We start from the raw sequence: 18017 nt of genomic DNA on the forward strand, positions 1-18017 counted from the left end.
AAGATGAGGATTGAGTGAAGAAGGATTATAAACACCATTCAATTCTGTTCCTAGTTTTGTAAGACCTAGGTCAACAGAATCGAGAGGTGTCAGCGTATTGTCAGGGTAAAATTTGTGCGTTTATACGTCAATAAGCTGTTGGATCTGATTAAGGATCTGGAAACCAAGAGAGTTTTTGCTATCTAGAGGTAGAGATTTATCGCCACCTTTCCAATAAAGGTGCAACTCATTACTACTGGTATTGAAGCCTTGGCCTTCGACAGAAACGTCGTTGGCGCAAATCATGTCGAGGTTCTTTCTTTCCAATTTTCCGCGCGCATACTTCTCGACATCTTGAGTTTCTGCTGCGAAGCCGACAGTAAATGGACGATCTTCGATCATTGAGGCAACGGAAGCCACAATGTCTGGGTTCTTAACCATTTGAATGGTCATGTCATCTTTACCATCGACTTTTTTAAGCTTCTGGTCTGCAATGGTCTCTGGGCGGTAATCAGCAACCGCAGCGCAGCTGATGAAAATATCATGCTGAGCAGCATTGGCATTCACGGCATCAAACATCTGTTGTGCGCTGTCTACATCAATGCGATTAACCTGATTTGGTGTCGCGAGTGATACAGGGCCACTAATTAGAGTTACCGTAGCACCTTGTTTCGCGGCCGCTTCAGCCAGTGCATAGCCCATCTTGCCCGAGCTATGATTGGTAATGTAACGAACTGGGTCGATCGCTTCGCGAGTTGGACCCGCAGTAATTAACACCGAACGGCCAGTCAGAGGTTTAGGTTGGAAGAAGTCTTCACAACGATGGACCAGTTGCATTGGCTCTAACATACGCCCCATACCAACATCGCCACAGGCCTGTTCACCAGCTGCCGGACCCCAGATTTCACATCCACGACGTTTTAGCGTTGCGATGTTCTCTTGAGTTGCAGGGTGGCTGTACATTTGTTGGTTCATTGCTGGGGATACCGCAACTGGCGCATCGGTTGCTAAAACCAAAGTGGTCAGTAGGTCGTTACCCATGCCTGCGGCCATACGCGCAATAAGGTCTGCGGTTGCGGGTGCTAATAAGACTAGGTCAGCCCATTTCGCCAGTTCGATGTGCCCCATGGAAGCTTCAGCAGCAGGATCAAGCAAACTATCAGACACTGGCCTTCCAGAGACAGCTTGCATGGTGAGAGGAGTAATGAACTCCTTAGCCGCATTAGTCATGACGACTTGTACCTGCGCACCACGTTCGATTAAGCGTCGAGTCAGTTCGGCACATTTATAAGCTGCGATACCACCACTAATGCCAAGTAGGATTTTTTTTCCAGCTAGGCCTTGTTGGTCAGCGTTATCCAGTTGATTAACCAATGTTTGCATGATTCTGTTCCTTAATTTCTCTGGGACTAACGATATCAGAACAAAGGATTAGTGCCTAGAAGCAGAATTGGAACAGGTTTGACACTCATCAAGTTGATGTTATCAAACTTATCAATTACACGGTTTTGCTAGGCATTAGTCTTCTTTATAACGCAGTGGAAGCTCTCCGTAGACAAACGGTTTAGGCTGATGGATCGTATTCATCACCCTAGATAGCCTTTATATGCCTATAAGTAAAATGCCTGTTGAGTCGATGCCAAGAGAAAAGTTACTGAGTAGAGGCCCCGACTCCTTAAGTGATGCGGAGTTGTTAGCGATATTTCTTCGAACGGGCACACAAGGAATGAATGTTTTAGAGTTATCAGACAAGTTGATCAAAGATTTTGGTTCGCTTCGCCATCTTTTTTCTGCAACGGAGGCTGAGTTTTGTGCCCATAAAGGGATGGGGCAGGCGAAATATGTCCAGTTGCAGGCTGTTTTGGAGATGACGCAACGTTATTTGGCCGAGACTTTATCTCGAGGGGATGCACTAACTAGCCCAAGTCACACCAAGTTGTATCTTTCGAGTATATTGCGTGATCGCCAGCGAGAAGCCTTCTATATACTGTTCCTAGATAACCAAAACAGAGTAATAAAAGATGAAGTGATGTTTGAAGGAACCATCGATGCAGCATCTGTTTACCCGAGAGAAGTGGTTAAACGGGCACTTCATCATAATGCAGCCGCTTTAATCCTAGCGCACAACCATCCTTCCGGTGTCGCGGAGCCAAGCCAAGCAGATAGGCGAATTACACGTAGATTAACCGACGCATTGGCACTAGTGGACATCCGAATTCTCGACCATTTTGTCGTTGGAGATGGCGAAGTTATCTCTTTTGCAGAGCGCGGATGGATTTGAATCACATTTTAGGTTGTTAGTTGCGTTAAATCTGCTATCATTCCGCCCACATTTTAGAACCTTAAATCAGCTCTGATTACTCAAATAGCTGCCCTGTTCAAAAAAAGATCACGAAATCCTTAAAAAGGATCTGTTCGGGTCTTGAGCAATGCATGTCAAGTTAGTATAATACGCGACCTTTGATAGCCTTGAATGGATTTTCCATTATGGTTTTTACCTCTATTTTCAGAATTGATAGAGAGGTTCGGCCACCAAGGTTGATATCGAGCTGAAACGATTTGGAGAGACATTCATGTCCCGAGTATGTCAAGTAACTGGTAAGCGTCCAGTAACGGGTAACAACCGTTCACACGCACGCAATGCTACCAAGCGTCGTTTTCTGCCGAACCTACAAACTCACCGTTTCTGGGTAGAGAGCGAAAAACGTTTTGTTAAACTACGTCTAACTGCTAAAGGCATGCGTATTATTGATAAGAAAGGCATCGATGCTGTTCTTGTTGATATCCGTGCACGTGGCGAAAACGTTTAAGAGGAATTAAGCAATGGCTAAAGGCATTCGTGAGAAAATCCGTCTAGTATCTTCTGCTGGAACTGGTCACTTCTACACAACTGACAAGAACAAGCGTAACATGCCAGGCAAATTTGAGATCAAAAAGTTTGATCCAGTAGTTCGCCAGCACGTTATGTACAAAGAAGCTAAAATCAAGTAATTGATAGCCCCTTTGTCTCTTCTTTTATAGAAGAATAAATTAAAAACCCAGCTTATAGCTGGGTTTTTTTATGCCCAAAATTTGGGAAGCCCCAGTGTTTTTGATAAGGGTAAGCATTATTGGCTCAATTTGGCACCTACCGTACAGACGTTACACTTGCCGATGAGCTTATGTGATAGAAAATTACTCAGGATAGAATGTGTCGCCATTTTCACGATATACTGAACACTCAATAGGTTAGATGAGCAGAATCAGATGAGATATCGTGGACGTCGATGGAACAACATACTCATGTTAAGCGTGATCGCTTTTATTGGGGTGCTAAACCTTCCAACATTGATCAAAACGTACCTTATCGAACCTGAGCCTGAACTTCAGGCAAGCAGCCCTTACCCTTATCTTTTAAACCCAAAAGCAGAACTTCAAGCCTTACACTTTACTAAGTGGTCGGTAGTGCAAGAAGACGGCCATTGGGTTTATCAAATGAAAGAGTCTGTCTCAGAGCAAAGTGTGAGTGCCCAAGAGTTATCGCAACGCTGGCAACAGCTAGTAGGCACGGAAGTCGACGCTAAAACTTATACTGACCTGACTCCCCAGCTTAATACGCCGTACACCATTGAAGTTTGGTATCAAGACCAAGAAGAGCCACAGCGTATTACCTATTATCAGCTTGCTGAGTTTTGGTTGCTAAAAAACTGGAATGATCAGTGGTTGGCGGTGTCTATTGAAGAGAGTTACTTGTTTCCAAGCTTTGGCTCAGAAGATTCATTTAAATCAGACCATCTCTTTAAAGCAGACAAGCTATCTATATCAGACAAACCACCTAAATCGGACGACTAACTATGCCTGAATTACCCGAAGTTGAAGTAAGCCGCATGGGGATCTCGCCTCATTTAGTTGGCGAGACGATTAAAACTCTGACTTTTCGTACCCCCAAACTGCGTTGGGATATCCCTCAAGAACTTAAGAAATTAGAAGGGCAGGTGATTCGCTCTATCTCACGCCGAGCTAAGTACCTATTGATAGAAACTGATACCGGAACAGCCATTGTGCACCTTGGTATGTCTGGCTCACTGCGCGTGTTAGACGCAGATTTCCCGCCAGCAAAACACGACCACGTGGATCTTAAGCTAACCAATGGCAAGATATTGCGTTACAACGATCCGCGTCGCTTTGGTGCGTGGTTATGGTCGGCGCCTGATGAAATACATACAGTATTACTGGGTTCTGGTCCTGAGCCACTAACTGACGACTTCAACGCAGATTACATTGCTGAGAAAGCAGAAAAGCGTAAGGTTGCCGTCAAACAGTTCATCATGGACAACAAAGTAGTGGTCGGTGTGGGTAATATCTACGCCAATGAAGCTCTGTTTTCTTCACGTATTAATCCTTTGCGCTCTGCAAGTAAGGTTACAAAACAAGAGTGGCTCTTGTTAACTAAAGAGATCAAGCAAGTACTCACGACGGCTATCAGACAGGGTGGAACAACGCTAAAAGACTTTGCCCAAGCGGATGGAAAACCGGGATATTTTGCTCAAGAGCTGCAGGTTTATGGTAAGGCTGGTGAACAGTGTCCTAACTGTGAAGAGCTGATTCAGGAACTTAAAATCGGGCAAAGAAACACGTTTTATTGCTCTAGCTGTCAGGTATAGATGTGTCCTTCTCAATACAGAAGTTGATATCACTTGAGGCTGTGTCTAGGGCACTTTATCTGATAAAATTACGGATATTATTGTGGAACTTGTCGTCTTCATTTCTAAAGGCAGAGTCTACCTCTAGAGCTTTGTTGATAATTCCTTGCCTATGGCTGCTGGCTTTGCCTTCGTTACATTACGTAAAAATAAAATATAAAGAGAAACTATGAAGATATTTTATTATCTAAAACATGCCTTGCTCTCTATCGCACCTCGTTTGTATTTTTCAAAACAGTTTGAAAAGCTGGAAAAGTCATATTCCGATCAAGCTGACTATATAAAAAGCAGAGTAAGTTATTATGTGAAAGGGCTCGGCGACTTTGATAAGGCTAGTCTAAACTGCGAGATTAGTAATTATTCTCGAAAAGGCTATACATCTTATTTCTTTGATCTTAAAGAGTTTCTTCATTATTTTCCAAAGTACTTTCGTTTCAGTTACTATTTTGGTGATGAAACGCATATAGAGCCAGTTCCAACGTTATTTAAAGCTCGTCCGATTGATGGGAACAATAGTAACTCTGTACTATTTAAATTAGATAAGCGTCGTCATTTCCGATTCGTGGATGATAACTTAAGTTTTTCTGATAAAAAAAATATGGCCGTATTTCGTGGTGCTGTGACTCAACCACATAGAATTCGTTTTATGAAAACTCTGTATGGTCATCCACTGATGAATGCAGGTCAATCGAATACTTCAGAGCAACACCCAGAGTGGCAACAGCCATTTATGACAGTAGAAGAGCAGCTTCAATACAAATTCATTATTTGCCTTGAAGGGAACGATGTTGCATCAAACTTGAAATGGGCAATGTCTTCAAACTCACTTGTCGTTACTCCAAAAATGAAATTTGAAACGTGGTTTATGGAAGGCACTCTGCAGCCAGGCATACATTATGTAGAGGTGAAGGATGACTGGTCGGATTTTGAGCAAAAAATTCAATACTATTTAGACAACCCTAAAGAGTCTGAACAGATGATCAAAAATGCGCATAAATACCTTGCTCCTTTCCAAGATGAACAACTAGAAAAATTGGTTTGCATTAAAACACTTCAAGAATATTTTAGACTATCTGGCCAAGCTATTAACGAACACGCTATTAACGAGCAAGACAAATGAAAATTCTGATTATTGGCCCGTCATGGGTTGGAGACATGGTAATGTCTCAAGGCTTATATATTGAGTTGCAAAGACAGTATCCTGACGCAAAAATTGATGTTTTAGCGCCAGCGTGGTGTAAGCCTATTTTGGAAAGAATGCCACAAGTCAATCAAGCTCTTGAAATGCCACTAGGGCATGGGCAATTTGATCTGAAATCTCGTTATAAGATCGGCAAATCGTTGAGGGAAGTACAGTACGATAAAGCGTACGTATTACCTAACTCCGCGAAATCAGCTTTAATTCCCCTGTTTGCACGCGTTCCTGAACGAGTTGGCTGGAAAGGTGAAATGCGTTTTGGTTTGCTTAATGACGTTAGAACCAATAAAAAAGCGTTTCAATACATGTTAGAGCGGTATGTAGCGTTAGCGCACCCTAAAGCTGAAATGACGGGTAGTGGTTGTTTAGGTGAATTGTCATCATTACCTTTTCCAAGCCTACAAGTTGTTGACTCCAGCCAACAAGAGGCTATGGAGCAATTTGGTTTAAACAATCAAAGGCCTGTCCTTGGTTTATGTCCTGGTGCTGAGTTTGGCCCTGCGAAACGTTGGCCTGATAATCACTTTGCAACAGCAGCGACAGCGATGATAAAGCAAGGTTACCAAGTGTGGTTGTTTGGCTCGGCTAAAGATCGTGAAGTAACCCAAAAGATAATCGAACAAGTCCCTGTTAATATGCAGCAGCATTGCTTCAATTTAGCTGGAGATACGAGCTTAATTCAGGCTGTAGACTTGATCGGGGCTTGTCGTACTGTCGTTAGCAATGATTCTGGGCTGATGCATGTGGCCGCTGCGGTGGGCTGTAATGTCGTGGCTGTTTACGGCTCTAGTTCACCTAAATATACGCCTCCGCTAACGAACAAACTGGCGATCATCAATACCGATATTGAGTGCCGACCTTGCTTTGAACGAACTTGTCCCAAGCAGCACCTAAAGTGCCTCACTGAGTTAATGCCGAGTAGAGTCATTAGTGCTATTGAGCAGTTTGATGTTATTTCCCAAGGCAAAATATAAATAAGGTCGTTATATGAGCATCGTCGTTCGTTGGGCCTATACCGCGCTACTTTTCCTTGTTAGCCCTATTCTGCTTTGGGGCTTATATCGCTCCAAAGCAAACAAACCGCCTTTTGGTCATCGCTGGAAAGAGCATTTCGGATTTACACCGCCTATTAAGAATAGACAATCGGGTGTGATTTGGATTCATGCCGTTTCAGTAGGGGAAGTGCTGGCGAGTAAAAAGTTAGTTGAACAACTGGCGATACAAAACCCAGATAAAAGAATACTGATCACTACAACAACGAGTACAGGCGCTGAGCAGGTCGAAAAGATGAGCGGTTCGATTAGCCATCGTTATATGCCTATTGATTTTAGTTGGTGTGTTCAACGTTTTATCAACCGCGTTCAGCCTGATAACATGCTCATTATTGAAACGGAATTATGGCCAAACACCATTAACACCGTTGCTAAAAATGATATTCCGATGATATTAGTTAATGGACGATTATCCGAAAAATCAGCCAGTAATTATCAAAAAATGAGTTCGTTAATTTATCCGACTATCTCTAAGTTAAATTTAATATTGACGGTACACTCTGATGATAAATCTCGATTTGAGTTACTAGGTGCGCCGAGCGAAAAAGTCATTGTCACAGGGTCAATTAAGTACGATGTGTCGATTGATAATAATGTAATCGCACAAGGCGAGCATCTTAAAGATATTTTGGGGCAGGGTAGGCAGATTGTTGTCGCCGCGAGCACTCATGCGGGCGAAGATGAACAAATTTTTAGAGCTTACCAACAAGCCAAAATCCAACGGCCAGAATTGCTGTTAGTGATAGTGCCTCGTCACCCTGAACGGTTTGATTCAGTTGCTGAATTGGCCAAAAACCAAGGCTTAGTTTTGGTTCGTCGAACCGAAGTTGTTGACGAGATACCGCTCGATGTCGACGTCTACTTGGGGGATACGATGGGAGAGCTTATGGTTATGCTTTCTGCGAGCGATCTTGTTTTTATGGGAGGAAGCCTACTTGGAAAGAAAGTAGGAGGACATAACTTCATCGAACCTGCGCTGCTTCAAAAATACTGCTTAACAGGGCCGAGCTATTTCAATTTTGCAGACCTGGCGAATCAATTGATCGACTCGAGCGCACTGTCTGTTGTAGCCGATGAGAATGAGCTTGCTTTACAAATGATCAGTGCATTATCCAAGCCTAAAGAGTTAATTGAAAAAGGGCGAATAGGCTATGGTATAGTTCAACAGAATCAAGGTGCGTTACAACAAACACTCCAATTGATACATCATTCAGCCACCAATATTGAGACATCACCATGATCAAAACTTTTGTTATTCATGTAAGCAAAGGCTACGAAGAACGTAGAAAACATATAGATAAGCACCTGCCAGAAGTGGGCATCACTGATTACGAATATATGTTAGCTGGTGATATCGATGATCTATCTGATGAGGTTAGAAATGGTTTTTTTGACGACTCCCTGAGGCTCCCTGAGAAGTCTTGCTTTTATAAGCACTACTTAGTGATGAAAAAAGTCGTAGAAGAACAAATTCCACAAGTATTAGTGTTAGAAGATGATGCTTTTTTAAATAGCGATTTTATTGAGCAACTAGAAGCTTTCCAAAATGAACTTCGTGGTGAAGAAAAGTATCTTGTAAATATTGAAGAGGCATCGAGCTTAGTACCTGCATCAGTAAGAGTTCCAAATCAACATCTGTACTTGTGTAAAACGAACAAGCTTACTGGTGGTTTGCTTTATGACCTTAGTTTTGCTCGTGCAATGGTAGAGCATATGGAAAGCAATATAACTGACGCACCTATTGATGGTTATATTGGTAATGAGCGAACGACATTAGAGTACAATATTTTTTGGACACACCCACCTTTGGTTCGTCAGGGCAGTAAAACCGGTGCATTTGATAGTGAGTTGAGTGGTAGAACCTCAGGACTTTATGCGACGGTTAGAAGTTGGTTTAAAGAGGGATACCGAACTCATGTTCGAAGCCATGTCAGCAGCAAGCACAAAGCACTTTTTAAAAATATTACGAAGTACTAAATTATGAAATCAGAATTGGCTAGAAAACACTTAACATTTGTCATTTATGGCAATGATAGAACTTACTATCAAGGCGCAAGATTTTGCATTTTGTCTTTTTTAGCCAATTGGGTTGAGGCAAATGGAACTAGGCCTGAAATTTCTGTTCTAGCAGAAGAGCCTGAGCACTTCGCTAATATGCCAATTAAAGTGTTTCCGATATCGCCAGCTCAAAAGGCTGAATGGAGTCTAGGCAATACTTATCACTTCAGAATCAAGAACCGCGGCTTAAAATATCTTTGTGATAATTTAGAGTTGAGTCCTGAAGATAAACTGCTTTTTTTAGATACAGATACGTACTTTAACGTGCCAACAAACGTTTATTTCGACTCTATATCGGATAAAAACGCGTTACTGTTTTGCTCAGAAGTGAACATCAATACTTTGCCAAGCACCAATGAATACGCACATATCAGAGATAGAGATATAAAGCTTATGGATGGCAGTGTCTACCGCACCAATCCAGACTCAGTTATGTGGGCGTCGGCAGTCATCGGTATCACCGGGAAACACACATCAGCTTTTGATTATGCCGATGTGTTGATTCAAGCGTTACGTCAAGAAGGGTGTGAGGCACACACTCTAGAACAGTTTGCGTTATCTGAAGCGCTCTCTACACAGGTGAATATTGAACCAGCGAAAGCTTGGCTCAATCATTATTCAACGAGTGGACGAAAAGACTGGGCGAGAACGGTGTTGGAACAGTTCTTTGAAGAACACGGAGATAAACCATTTGAAGAGCAAATACGCTTAGCTAAAGAAGTGTCCTTCAAGCGCCCTCTTGCTGAAGTGATTCGAGGGCATATCTATAAAAAGAAAAAGAAACTTCGTAAGTTATTTGGTTTGAAAGAAGAATAAATCATAGACTCTCAAGGGTACTCACTTTGTACCCTTGTTCAATTTGTGAAAAATCAAAGTGCTGAGCATCAATCCTTCCTAATCGAACTTCTTTTTCGAATGAGCGCTTAAGTCGCTTTAAATTACTCTCTTTCCAGCTATTACCTGTTTGCGTTAGGCATTTATCAAAATCGATAATCCAAACCTTGCCTGCTTTATCAACGAGAATGTTATGGATATTGAGGTCGGTATGATTGACCCCGGCATCGTGCATTTTTCGAATTTGATGACCAATATCGTTGAAATGGGAATCGGATAGTTTTTTGTTTGATAGTATCTTTACTAAGTCTTCTGCGTCGGAAATCTTTTCAATTAAAATATCGGCTTTGTAAACGAGCCCTTCTTGCGAAACTTTCGCAGCAACGGGTGTCGGGACATTAACTTTATGTGTGGCTAGAAGCTCAAGTAACATTAGCTCTTGGTATGCTCGTGAGTTCTCTAATCCAGTAAATAAATAGCTGTCTCTAACTAGCTTTCCAAACAAGCCGCCGCGATGATAATGTCGAAGAGCGAAATTGCTTTTTTCTCCCTTAACAAACCATGTTGTTCCTCTACCTTGAGCGTGCCCCAGTATTGCTTGATTCGCCTTCCAATAATCCACAGAAAAAGCCAATTCAACGTCTTCGGTGAGTAATTTAGGATTATACCAGTACGTTGTTTTATGGATTTGCTTTGTTGTAAACATGAATCACTGTCTCGTATTGGGGAGTTTATGGCATACTTGGTAGAACAGTATATCAAACGCCGAACAGATTAATGAACGATTCATGTAGTTACCAAAAAATATTAGTTGTTGCCACTCATTGCATTGGTGATAGTTTGTTGATCTCTGCTTTTACCCATAGTCTGAGAAAAGCGTTTCCGACCGCAACAATAGATGTTTTAGTTAATGCTAGAGGGGAGATGGTTTTTGGTACCAATCCAGACGTTGACTCTTTAGTTGAAATTCCGCCAAGAGCATCCGTTAAGGACTATTACCGAATTTTAAAAACGCATGGTCGATATGATTTAGTCGTCAATGAAATGCTTAATGATAGAACCGCTATCTATAGTTTTATCTTTGGCAAGAAAAGACTTGGTGCAATTGATGAATCGCTTTCTGGCGCCTGGGTTAAAAAGTTAATTTATACTCATTACATTAAAGAACAACATCGCTTTGAGCATAAAATGAGTCGCGTTGCTCGTATGCTGGATACCATAGATGTTAATTGTATTGCACGGCTTGTATCTCCCGAAGAGTTATTACCTTCAGCGGTTCAAAAGAGATTGCCATCAAACTACATTGTTGTGCATGCGCCATCCTCCAACGAAATTAAGCAGTGGCCAGTCTCGTATTGGGTTGAAGTCATCAATCGTCTGATATCTGCAGGTTATAATATTGTCTTATCTGGCGCTAAATTAGAACGAGACGAGACCATTGTTGAACAAATCATTAGCCAAGTTCCTGAATCGAATCAACTGGTCAGTGTTTTGGGGGAATTATCATTAGCTCAAACCTCTGTATTAATAAAACACAGTGATGGTTTTGTTGGACCTGATAGTGGCCCTGGTCACCTCGCATCAGGTTACTCTATCCCAATTGTATCTATTATTAGCGTAGCGCCAGCAAGCATGTGGTCACCTTGGCCATATGAAGAGCCAATTGATGTAACGAACAATTTATACAGCAATGGTGTTAGCTCCCAAAGAGTCGCCAATATTAGACTTGTGCAATCTGAACGTAACTGCGTCCCTTGTTATAAAAACAGATGTCAAATTAGCGATGATGTCTATTCGCCATGCCTTCAAGATATCAAGCCAGATAACGTTGTTTCTGCTGTTCTAGAAATGATGCCATTGGAATCGATCAATGAATAACGCTCTTTCTGCTCCAAAATCTATTTGTATTCTGCGTTTATCTGCCATTGGTGACGTTTGTCATGCCCTTTCTGTGGTGCAACTTATTCAAGCTACCTATCCAGAATGTCAGATCACGTGGGTGATGGGAAAAATCGAAGCTCAATTACTTGGTGATATACCTGGAATTCAAGTTGTAGTGTTTGATAAAAAACGCGGCCTAAAAGGAATGAAAGAAGTATGGAGAGCCCTGCGTTCAACTCGGTTTGATTATTTGCTGCATATGCAAGTTGCATTAAGAGCCAGCCTGTTAACGATCGGAGTAAAGGCAAAAGTAAAACTTGGTTTTAGTTGGACACGTGCCAAAGAGGGGCAGTGGCTCTTTACCAATCGCAAGCTACCAAAAACGGACGCATCTCATGTGTTAGATAATTTCTCTGAATTTGCTTACTTTTTGGGGTGTCCTAAGCAGATACCGACATGGGATCTTGCTTTGTCTGATGAAGACCAAAAACTATCGATGGAGCTTGCGCATGAGCCGTATATTGTTATTAGCCCTGCCGCGAGTAAAGATGAGAGAAACTGGTTAGTTGAGCGCTATGCCGCTGTCGCCGATCACGCTTATCAGTTAGGCTTTAAAGTGGTTTTTTGTGGTGCTCCAACGGATAGAGAGCGCAATTTAACTGACAATATATCTCAGCACATGACATCACCTTGTATTAACTTAGTAGGCTCAACCTCGTTAAAGCAGCTTACCGCAGTGATTGGTCAATCCAGTGTAGTGATCGCTCCTGATTCAGGGCCTGCACACATCGCGACGACTCAAGGTGTCCCCGTGATTGGTTTGTATGCGCACAGTAACCCAATGCGAACAGGGCCTTACCATAGTTTAGACAGTGTGGTTTCTGTCTATGAACAGATTGCTGAAGAGCAACACGGTAAAGCGGTTGACGAGCTTCCATGGGGAACCCGAGTAAAAGGAAAAGATCTTATGGCTCTTATTTCTACAGAATCGGTGATTGAGCAGCTAGACCGTGTATTAGGCCGATTGAAAAACAAGAAAACATCCAGTGAATAAAGGAATGTCATGAAAATAGCAATATACCCAGGTACTTTTGATCCAGTGACTAACGGCCATTATGACTTAATTAAACGTGCCGCATGTATGTTTGAAAAACTTGTCATTGGTGTCGCAGAGAGCCCAAGTAAAGCCACCTTATTTAGCTTAGATGAGCGTGTGGCCTTATTGCGAGAAACTTGCCATGAATTACCTAATGTTTCCGTTGAAGGTTTTAGCGGTTTGTTGGTTGATTTTGCGACCGAGCAAAACGCCTCAATTTTGGTGCGTGGCTTAAGAACAACAATGGACTTTGAGTATGAATTTGGTTTGACGACAATGTATCGTCGATTAAAACCAGAACTAGAGAGCCTGTTTTTGACACCTTCAGAAGAGTTTGCTTTTTTATCATCAACATTGGTTCGTGAAGTCGCTATTCATGGTGGAGAAATAGAGCAATTTGTTCCAGGGTGTGTTCATCAAGCTGTTGTCGCTAAAGTAAAGCTTTAAAAAATTAAGTAATTATGAATATTCTAATGTATACAAGAGCCACGTTACCTGTGGTGAATTATGGTGGAACCGAACGAGTCATTTGGGACTTAGTTTATGCTTTGCACCTAGCCGGGCACCGAGTGACGCTGCTCGCTGGTAAAGGAACAAAGTGTGATTGGGCGAGAGTCATAGAGTATCAACCGAATGTACCACTGCAAAGTCAGCTTCCAAATGATATTGATGTTGTGCATTTCCACTCTGATCTTGAGCCTATCTCTTATCCCTACATTTTAACGCAGCATGGTAATTCAGACGGCCCTATTGACCCTAATACCGTCTTTGTTTCATCTCAGCATGCAAAAAATCATGGTGCACAAGCTTATGTTTACAATGGCTTGAATTGGGACAACTACCAAAAGCCTAACTTTAACTTGAAACGAGAACGTTTCCATTTTCTTGGGAAAGCGGCGTGGCGAGTTAAAAATGTTCAAGGTGCCATTGATATTACCAAGAAAGCTGGCCAGCAGCTTGATGTGTTGGGCGGCCATCGATTGAACCTAAAAATGGGTTTCAGGTTAACGTTAGATCGTCATGTTCGTTTTTTAGGGATGGTGGACGATACAACGAAATCTCAGATCATGACTCAGTCAAAAGGTCTGATATTCCCCGTGACTTGGCATGAACCGTTTGGCTTAGCGATTACAGAGAGTTTGTATTTTGGTTGCCCAGTGTTTGGTACACCTTATGGCTCACTGCCGGAATTAGTTTCTAGTGAGGTAGGTCTTTTATCGAGCTGTGAACAAGATCTCGTAGAAGGGATCTTAAATTCTGACACCTATGAATCTGCTCGTTGTAATGAATACGCGAGAGAGCAATTCAATGCCAATGTCATGGCTGCAGCGTATGTTAGTTATTACGAGAAGGTAGTTGAAGGTAATAAAGCCAATAGTGCATTAGGAAGTATTGTCGAGTCTTTTAAAAGGTTGCCTTATGAACGATAAATTGAAACCGAAACTGGTTTTCGTAGGCTATAAGCAACAGTATGAAAAACTAGAAATTGATGTCCTATCGTCTGATTATGAAAAGCATCATATTTTCCTAAGTAAGTGGCTAGTTAAATTAGTTTCCTTTTTATTTTTCTATAGTAAAAAACACTATCATGAGGCTTATGGAGCGATCATAAGACGAAAAATAAAGGCACTAAATGGCTTCGATGTCATATTCACCACCGATTCTCTGAGAGATATAAAGTCGATATCAAAGATTGATGGGAGGAAGGTGATTGTTTTTAGAAATGTCACAGATGGAAGCCTGAACCACCACCTAAAAGGTTTTGAAACATATACTTTTGATGAAGGTGATGCAGCAAAGTATGACTTTAAGCATATTTACCTACCTATGCCTCAACTAAAAATCATCGATGAGATAGAAAAATCGTCTGATTTCGATGTTTCTTTTGTCGGCGTGGATAAAGGAAGGAAAGAAAAGGTTCAGAAAATAAAAGGTGCATTAGATGGTTTTAAGTGCAATTTTATTGTTTTTGACAAGAAACCGTCTTATTCCTATGTTGAATACCTAACCGTGATGCTCAATACCAAATGTGTATTGGAAATGGTTCTTGATGGACAGACGTCTGATACTATGAGGGTTAAAGAAGCATTGTATGCTCGAAAAAAAGTAATCACGAATAATACGAGTCTTTATAATCATCCTTTATACTCAAAAGATAACTTTCTTATATTTGACTCTCTAAATGAACTTACTGGTAGTATGGAATACTTTATTTCTAGCGAGTTTGACGAATCAGTTTTGATTAAGCTTGAAGATTACACTGTTGATGGTTTTTATCACAAACTCCTATCTGGTAATGGCGAATAGACTCATTATGAAAAAAATCATACGCAAGATTAAGAAGCTAATATTCATTCGTGATCAAAAAAAACAGAAGAACTTCCTTTCTCGAAAATCAAACTTTACAGACACTCAATTTGAAGGCTGTAACTCTGTAGCAAGCGATTGTGATGTGAATGCTTCATATATTGGCTTCGGTACTTATATTGATACTCATTGTAATATGAACAATGTCAAAATAGGTCGTTTTTGCTCGATTGCTAATAATGTGAAAATTGTCCTAAATAACCACCCGATCAATGATTATGTGTCGACTCACCCTTGCTTTCATCGAGCAGATCATCGATTGATGCAGAAACAAGGATTGGATTTTAACAAAGGTACTATTTACTCGCATACTAAGTATGTTGAGGAGCATTATCAAGTTGTTGTTGGATCCGATGTTTGGATTGGTGAAGACGTGAAAATATTCCCAGGAGTGGCTATCGGGCATGGTGCAGTGATTGCAACAGGTTCTATTGTGACCAAAGATGTAGAAGCATTCAGTATTGTGGGCGGTGTTCCAGCGAAAGAGATTAAGAAGCGCTTTACTGAAGAGGAAAGGGAAGCTCTTTTAATGGAACAGTGGTGGGAATGGCCACTTGAAAAAATCAAAGAGCATCAAGGTGCCTTTATTAACATCAAAGATTTTAAGTTATTGATTAGTTAGAAACTTCTAACTAATCAATCGAGTCTATATGCCTACGTGTAGGTTTATACCCATATGTAGGTTTATACCCATATGTAGGTTAATAACCCACATATGGGTCTTGTCCGTTCCTACGTGTTTTTAATAACTTTAAAATCCACATGTACTGCTCAGGTTTCGGATTAACAAAACCTTCAACGACTTCATTCATTGCCCTAGCGTCTTGATGTTCATCGCCGGATAACTCAATGGGTGCTTTGATTTCAATTTCGTATTTACCCGTCTCAATATTATAGCTGGCAAAGGTTGGAACGATCTTCGCTCGGCTTACTTTTGCTAGTTTTCCTAGTCCGGGCAAGGTTGCTTTTTCAGTCGCAAAGAAATCTGAGAATACACTTTGCTCTGGGCCATGGTCTTGATCTGGCAGGTAATATCCCAAGTAGCCATCTTTGACTGATTTGATAAAAGGCTTAATGCCTCCACTGCGATCATAAACTCGTCCGCCATACTGAACTCTTTGCTTGTGCATGAGCAAATCGGTCAGAGGGTTTTTCTGGCTATTTGCCATCGCAGAAACGGGCAAGCCTCTTGAAGCTAAAAGGATAGCCGGAATGTCGATGCACCAAGAGTGAGGTACGAGCAAAATAGCACTTTGATTGTCTTTTTGTAGCTGTTGTAAGTGTTCTAATCCAATGATTTCTGAGTGTTTTTCAAGCCAACGTTTACTGCGTAATGATATGGCAGGAAAACCAAGTAAAAAGGCGCCAGCAGTTGTTAGGCAATTGGTTAGAATGGTTTCACGCTCTTGAACAGACTTTTCTGGAAAACAAAGCGCGAGGTTTATACGTGCCTTTTGTACTGAGCCACGTTGCTTCTTCGCCATTTTTGTCGCCACGAATTTTGCTATGGCTACTCGAATCGAGTTTGGCAGCAAAGAAATGGGTAGACATAGGCATAGCCCGAGCCAAGTTCCCCAGTGTTTTGGTGATAAAAACGCACTGATGAATTTGGGGTTGTATGCTTTAGGATCGTAGTCGTCGCGTTGAGTTGTCACTGTAAACCTTTAACTGGCGATATATATTGAACAAGCTAACAGTATACCGTTAGCTTGTTTTCGGGAGAGTGTAATCTAGCGATTAACTGACTGCATGTACTCGCTGACGCCTTCAGCAACCGATTTAAATTGAACATCGCAACCGGCATTACGCAACTTAGTTAAATCAGCTTGAGTAAACTCTTGGTAAGCACCTTTCAAATGCTCAGGGAATGGGATAGTTTCAATCTCTCCCTTACCGTGATGCTTAATCACCGCTTTTGCGACTTCTTCAAATGATTCGGCATTACCTGTACCTAGGTTGAAGATACCTGATACGCCATTTTTTAAGAACCACAGGTTTACGGCCGCAACATCACCAACATACACAAAATCACGCTTGAAGGTTTCGCTTCCTGCGAATAATTTCGGGTTTTCACCAGCGTTCATTTGATTGTTTAGGTGGAAAGCGACAGAAGCCATGCTGCCTTTGTGCTGTTCACGTGGACCGTAGACATTGAAGTATCGAAACCCAGTGATTTGAGAAAGCGTTTCGTTGTGTGCGGTTGCATCTGCAGTTAAGCGACGCACATAGTTATCAAATCGCTGTTTTGAATAGCCGTATACGTTTAGCGCGCCTTCGTACTGCGGCTCTTCAATAAAGGTATCGGTTTCACCATAAGTGGCAGCAGAAGAAGCATACAAGAACGGAATCTCGCGCTCGATACAGTAATGCAGCAACTCTTTCGAGTATTCGTAGTTGTTTAGCATCATGTATTTGCCATCCCACTCTGTGGTTGCTGAGCATGCACCTTCATGGAAAACAGCCTCAATGTGACCGAAATCATCGCCAGCCATAACTTGAGTTAGAAAGTCATCACGATCCATGTAATCGGTGATATCTAGGTCAACCAGGTTCTTAAATTTTTTGCCATCTTTTAAGTTGTCGACAACTAGAATATCGTTGTGGCCTGCTTCATTGAGCGCCTTAACAATATTGCTGCCAATCATGCCTGCACCACCAGTTACGATAATCATATTTCTTCCTACTTTTTTGAATACAAACTCACACGAGTATAGCAAGGAACAAACGAAGCGAGCTAGCGGAATAATTCTTTAATTCTAGTGTAATGTAGTGATGTTAATTGAGATATTCTATCCATTTTCGTCAGAGCTAATTCGACCAGATGTGAACAGGTCGATCTATCTGTTTAGTGGCGATATACTGAACCACTA

At 41.6% G+C, this 18017-nt stretch carries 20 protein-coding genes; 16 read left to right on the forward strand and 4 right to left on the reverse strand.

Translation table 11 applies throughout. The features are described from left to right. Positions 1–120: 120 nt before the first annotated feature. The gene (gene coaBC, locus AB4513_RS18440) at positions 121–1362 is read right to left on the reverse strand and encodes a bifunctional phosphopantothenoylcysteine decarboxylase/phosphopantothenate--cysteine ligase CoaBC (RefSeq protein WP_102257559.1); all 1242 of its coding nucleotides are present in this window, start codon (positions 1360–1362) and stop codon (positions 121–123) included. 223 nt (positions 1363–1585) lie between these two features. Here coaBC and radC point away from each other — a divergent pair, with 223 nt between their 5' ends. The 10 genes from radC to AB4513_RS18490 all read left to right on the forward strand — a co-directional run bounded on the left by radC (position 1586) and on the right by AB4513_RS18490 (position 9785). Continuing rightward, positions 1586–2260 carry a DNA repair protein RadC gene (radC, locus tag AB4513_RS18445; RefSeq protein ID WP_012603038.1) on the forward strand — a complete coding sequence of 225 codons (675 nt, stop codon included), beginning with the start codon at positions 1586–1588 and terminating at the stop codon, positions 2258–2260. A 292-nt stretch (positions 2261–2552) separates the two neighbouring features. Next, the gene (rpmB, locus tag AB4513_RS18450) at positions 2553–2789 is read left to right on the forward strand and encodes a 50S ribosomal protein L28 (RefSeq protein WP_004728407.1); all 237 of its coding nucleotides are present in this window, start codon (positions 2553–2555) and stop codon (positions 2787–2789) included. Between the two features lie 13 nt (positions 2790–2802). After that, the gene (gene rpmG / locus AB4513_RS18455) at positions 2803–2970 is read left to right on the forward strand and encodes a 50S ribosomal protein L33 (protein WP_002535344.1); all 168 of its coding nucleotides are present in this window, start codon (positions 2803–2805) and stop codon (positions 2968–2970) included. Positions 2971–3261: 291 nt separating this feature from the next. Then, positions 3262–3810 carry a hypothetical protein gene (locus tag AB4513_RS18460; RefSeq protein ID WP_009847979.1) on the forward strand — a complete coding sequence of 183 codons (549 nt, stop codon included), beginning with the start codon at positions 3262–3264 and terminating at the stop codon, positions 3808–3810. A 2-nt stretch (positions 3811–3812) separates the two neighbouring features. Then, on the forward strand, positions 3813–4622 hold the full coding sequence (gene mutM, locus AB4513_RS18465; RefSeq protein ID WP_009847978.1) for a bifunctional DNA-formamidopyrimidine glycosylase/DNA-(apurinic or apyrimidinic site) lyase: 810 nt from the start codon (positions 3813–3815) through the stop codon (positions 4620–4622). A 208-nt stretch (positions 4623–4830) separates the two neighbouring features. Beyond that, positions 4831–5781, forward strand: a complete 951-nt coding sequence (locus tag AB4513_RS18470) for a glycosyl transferase family 90 (protein WP_009847977.1) — start codon at positions 4831–4833, stop codon at positions 5779–5781. Beyond that, on the forward strand, positions 5778–6833 hold the full coding sequence (gene waaF, locus AB4513_RS18475) for a lipopolysaccharide heptosyltransferase II (protein ID WP_009847976.1): 1056 nt from the start codon (positions 5778–5780) through the stop codon (positions 6831–6833). The genes AB4513_RS18470 and waaF overlap by 4 nt, the downstream gene beginning before the upstream one ends. A 13-nt stretch (positions 6834–6846) precedes the next feature. Continuing rightward, positions 6847–8151, forward strand: coding sequence for a lipid IV(A) 3-deoxy-D-manno-octulosonic acid transferase (gene waaA, locus AB4513_RS18480; protein ID WP_009847975.1), 1305 nt, complete (start codon positions 6847–6849; stop codon positions 8149–8151). After that, positions 8148–8888: a glycosyltransferase family 25 protein gene (locus AB4513_RS18485; RefSeq protein ID WP_009847974.1), complete on the forward strand. Its 741-nt coding sequence runs from the start codon at positions 8148–8150 to the stop codon at positions 8886–8888. Before waaA ends, AB4513_RS18485 begins: the two co-directional genes overlap by 4 nt. Positions 8889–8891: 3 nt before the next feature. Then, positions 8892–9785: a hypothetical protein gene (locus AB4513_RS18490; RefSeq protein ID WP_009847973.1), complete on the forward strand. Its 894-nt coding sequence runs from the start codon at positions 8892–8894 to the stop codon at positions 9783–9785. Position 9786: 1 nt separating this feature from the next. On the opposite strand, the gene AB4513_RS18495 is transcribed toward AB4513_RS18490, so the two are convergent. Beyond that, positions 9787–10509: a 3-deoxy-D-manno-octulosonic acid kinase gene (locus AB4513_RS18495; RefSeq protein WP_009847972.1), complete on the reverse strand. Its 723-nt coding sequence runs from the start codon at positions 10507–10509 to the stop codon at positions 9787–9789. Between the two features lie 71 nt (positions 10510–10580). Here AB4513_RS18495 and AB4513_RS18500 point away from each other — a divergent pair, with 71 nt between their 5' ends. The 6 genes from AB4513_RS18500 to AB4513_RS18525 are packed head-to-tail and all read left to right on the forward strand — an operon-like array spanning position 10581 to position 15769. Continuing rightward, a complete protein-coding gene (locus AB4513_RS18500) occupies positions 10581–11681 on the forward strand; it encodes a glycosyltransferase family 9 protein (protein WP_032555300.1) in 1101 nt (366 codons plus the stop codon). Continuing rightward, positions 11674–12738 carry a glycosyltransferase family 9 protein gene (locus tag AB4513_RS18505; RefSeq protein ID WP_009847970.1) on the forward strand — a complete coding sequence of 355 codons (1065 nt, stop codon included), beginning with the start codon at positions 11674–11676 and terminating at the stop codon, positions 12736–12738. The genes AB4513_RS18500 and AB4513_RS18505 overlap by 8 nt, the downstream gene beginning before the upstream one ends. A 9-nt stretch (positions 12739–12747) precedes the next feature. After that, on the forward strand, positions 12748–13227 hold the full coding sequence (coaD, locus tag AB4513_RS18510) for a pantetheine-phosphate adenylyltransferase (protein ID WP_009847969.1): 480 nt from the start codon (positions 12748–12750) through the stop codon (positions 13225–13227). A gap of 26 nt (positions 13228–13253) precedes the next feature. Further along, positions 13254–14210 carry a glycosyltransferase gene (locus AB4513_RS18515; RefSeq protein ID WP_009847968.1) on the forward strand — a complete coding sequence of 319 codons (957 nt, stop codon included), beginning with the start codon at positions 13254–13256 and terminating at the stop codon, positions 14208–14210. After that, entirely contained in the window at positions 14200–15087 is an 888-nt protein-coding gene (locus AB4513_RS18520) for a lipopolysaccharide biosynthesis protein (protein WP_102257560.1), read from the forward strand. The genes AB4513_RS18515 and AB4513_RS18520 overlap by 11 nt, the downstream gene beginning before the upstream one ends. A gap of 7 nt (positions 15088–15094) precedes the next feature. Next, the gene (locus AB4513_RS18525; protein ID WP_009847966.1) at positions 15095–15769 is read left to right on the forward strand and encodes a CatB-related O-acetyltransferase; all 675 of its coding nucleotides are present in this window, start codon (positions 15095–15097) and stop codon (positions 15767–15769) included. Between the two features lie 79 nt (positions 15770–15848). Here the strand turns inward: AB4513_RS18525 and lpxM are convergent, their stop codons facing one another. Then, on the reverse strand, positions 15849–16802 hold the full coding sequence (gene lpxM, locus AB4513_RS18530; RefSeq protein ID WP_032555298.1) for a lauroyl-Kdo(2)-lipid IV(A) myristoyltransferase: 954 nt from the start codon (positions 16800–16802) through the stop codon (positions 15849–15851). Positions 16803–16877: 75 nt separating this feature from the next. Then, positions 16878–17819: an ADP-glyceromanno-heptose 6-epimerase gene (rfaD, locus tag AB4513_RS18535; protein ID WP_009847964.1), complete on the reverse strand. Its 942-nt coding sequence runs from the start codon at positions 17817–17819 to the stop codon at positions 16878–16880. Between the last annotated feature and the right edge of the window lie 198 nt (positions 17820–18017).

Source organism: Vibrio sp. 10N.222.54.E6 (assembly GCF_041473955.1).
Classification (GTDB): Bacteria; Pseudomonadota; Gammaproteobacteria; order Enterobacterales; family Vibrionaceae; genus Vibrio; species Vibrio tasmaniensis_A.

Excerpts from the sequence above, each read along its gene's own strand:
- AB4513_RS18460 (WP_009847979.1), top strand. The coding sequence starts at position 3,262 with ATGTTAAGCGTGATCGCTTTTATTGGGGTGCTAAACCTTCCAACATTG.
- AB4513_RS18500 (WP_032555300.1), top strand. The coding sequence starts at position 10,581 with ATGAACGATTCATGTAGTTACCAAAAAATATTAGTTGTTGCCACTCAT.
- mutM (WP_009847978.1), top strand. The coding sequence starts at position 3,813 with ATGCCTGAATTACCCGAAGTTGAAGTAAGCCGCATGGGGATCTCGCCT.
- coaD (WP_009847969.1), top strand. The coding sequence starts at position 12,748 with ATGAAAATAGCAATATACCCAGGTACTTTTGATCCAGTGACTAACGGC.
- AB4513_RS18505 (WP_009847970.1), top strand. The coding sequence starts at position 11,674 with ATGAATAACGCTCTTTCTGCTCCAAAATCTATTTGTATTCTGCGTTTA.
- AB4513_RS18485 (WP_009847974.1), top strand. The coding sequence starts at position 8,148 with ATGATCAAAACTTTTGTTATTCATGTAAGCAAAGGCTACGAAGAACGT.
- waaF (WP_009847976.1), top strand. The coding sequence starts at position 5,778 with ATGAAAATTCTGATTATTGGCCCGTCATGGGTTGGAGACATGGTAATG.
- rpmB (WP_004728407.1), top strand. The coding sequence starts at position 2,553 with ATGTCCCGAGTATGTCAAGTAACTGGTAAGCGTCCAGTAACGGGTAAC.
- AB4513_RS18470 (WP_009847977.1), top strand. The coding sequence starts at position 4,831 with ATGAAGATATTTTATTATCTAAAACATGCCTTGCTCTCTATCGCACCT.
- rpmG (WP_002535344.1), top strand. The coding sequence starts at position 2,803 with ATGGCTAAAGGCATTCGTGAGAAAATCCGTCTAGTATCTTCTGCTGGA.
- rfaD (WP_009847964.1), bottom strand. The coding sequence starts at position 17,819 with ATGATTATCGTAACTGGTGGTGCAGGCATGATTGGCAGCAATATTGTT.
- AB4513_RS18525 (WP_009847966.1), top strand. The coding sequence starts at position 15,095 with ATGAAAAAAATCATACGCAAGATTAAGAAGCTAATATTCATTCGTGAT.
- AB4513_RS18495 (WP_009847972.1), bottom strand. The coding sequence starts at position 10,509 with ATGTTTACAACAAAGCAAATCCATAAAACAACGTACTGGTATAATCCT.
- AB4513_RS18490 (WP_009847973.1), top strand. The coding sequence starts at position 8,892 with ATGAAATCAGAATTGGCTAGAAAACACTTAACATTTGTCATTTATGGC.
- AB4513_RS18515 (WP_009847968.1), top strand. The coding sequence starts at position 13,254 with ATGTATACAAGAGCCACGTTACCTGTGGTGAATTATGGTGGAACCGAA.
- radC (WP_012603038.1), top strand. The coding sequence starts at position 1,586 with ATGCCTATAAGTAAAATGCCTGTTGAGTCGATGCCAAGAGAAAAGTTA.
- coaBC (WP_102257559.1), bottom strand. The coding sequence starts at position 1,362 with ATGCAAACATTGGTTAATCAACTGGATAACGCTGACCAACAAGGCCTA.
- waaA (WP_009847975.1), top strand. The coding sequence starts at position 6,847 with ATGAGCATCGTCGTTCGTTGGGCCTATACCGCGCTACTTTTCCTTGTT.
- AB4513_RS18520 (WP_102257560.1), top strand. The coding sequence starts at position 14,200 with ATGAACGATAAATTGAAACCGAAACTGGTTTTCGTAGGCTATAAGCAA.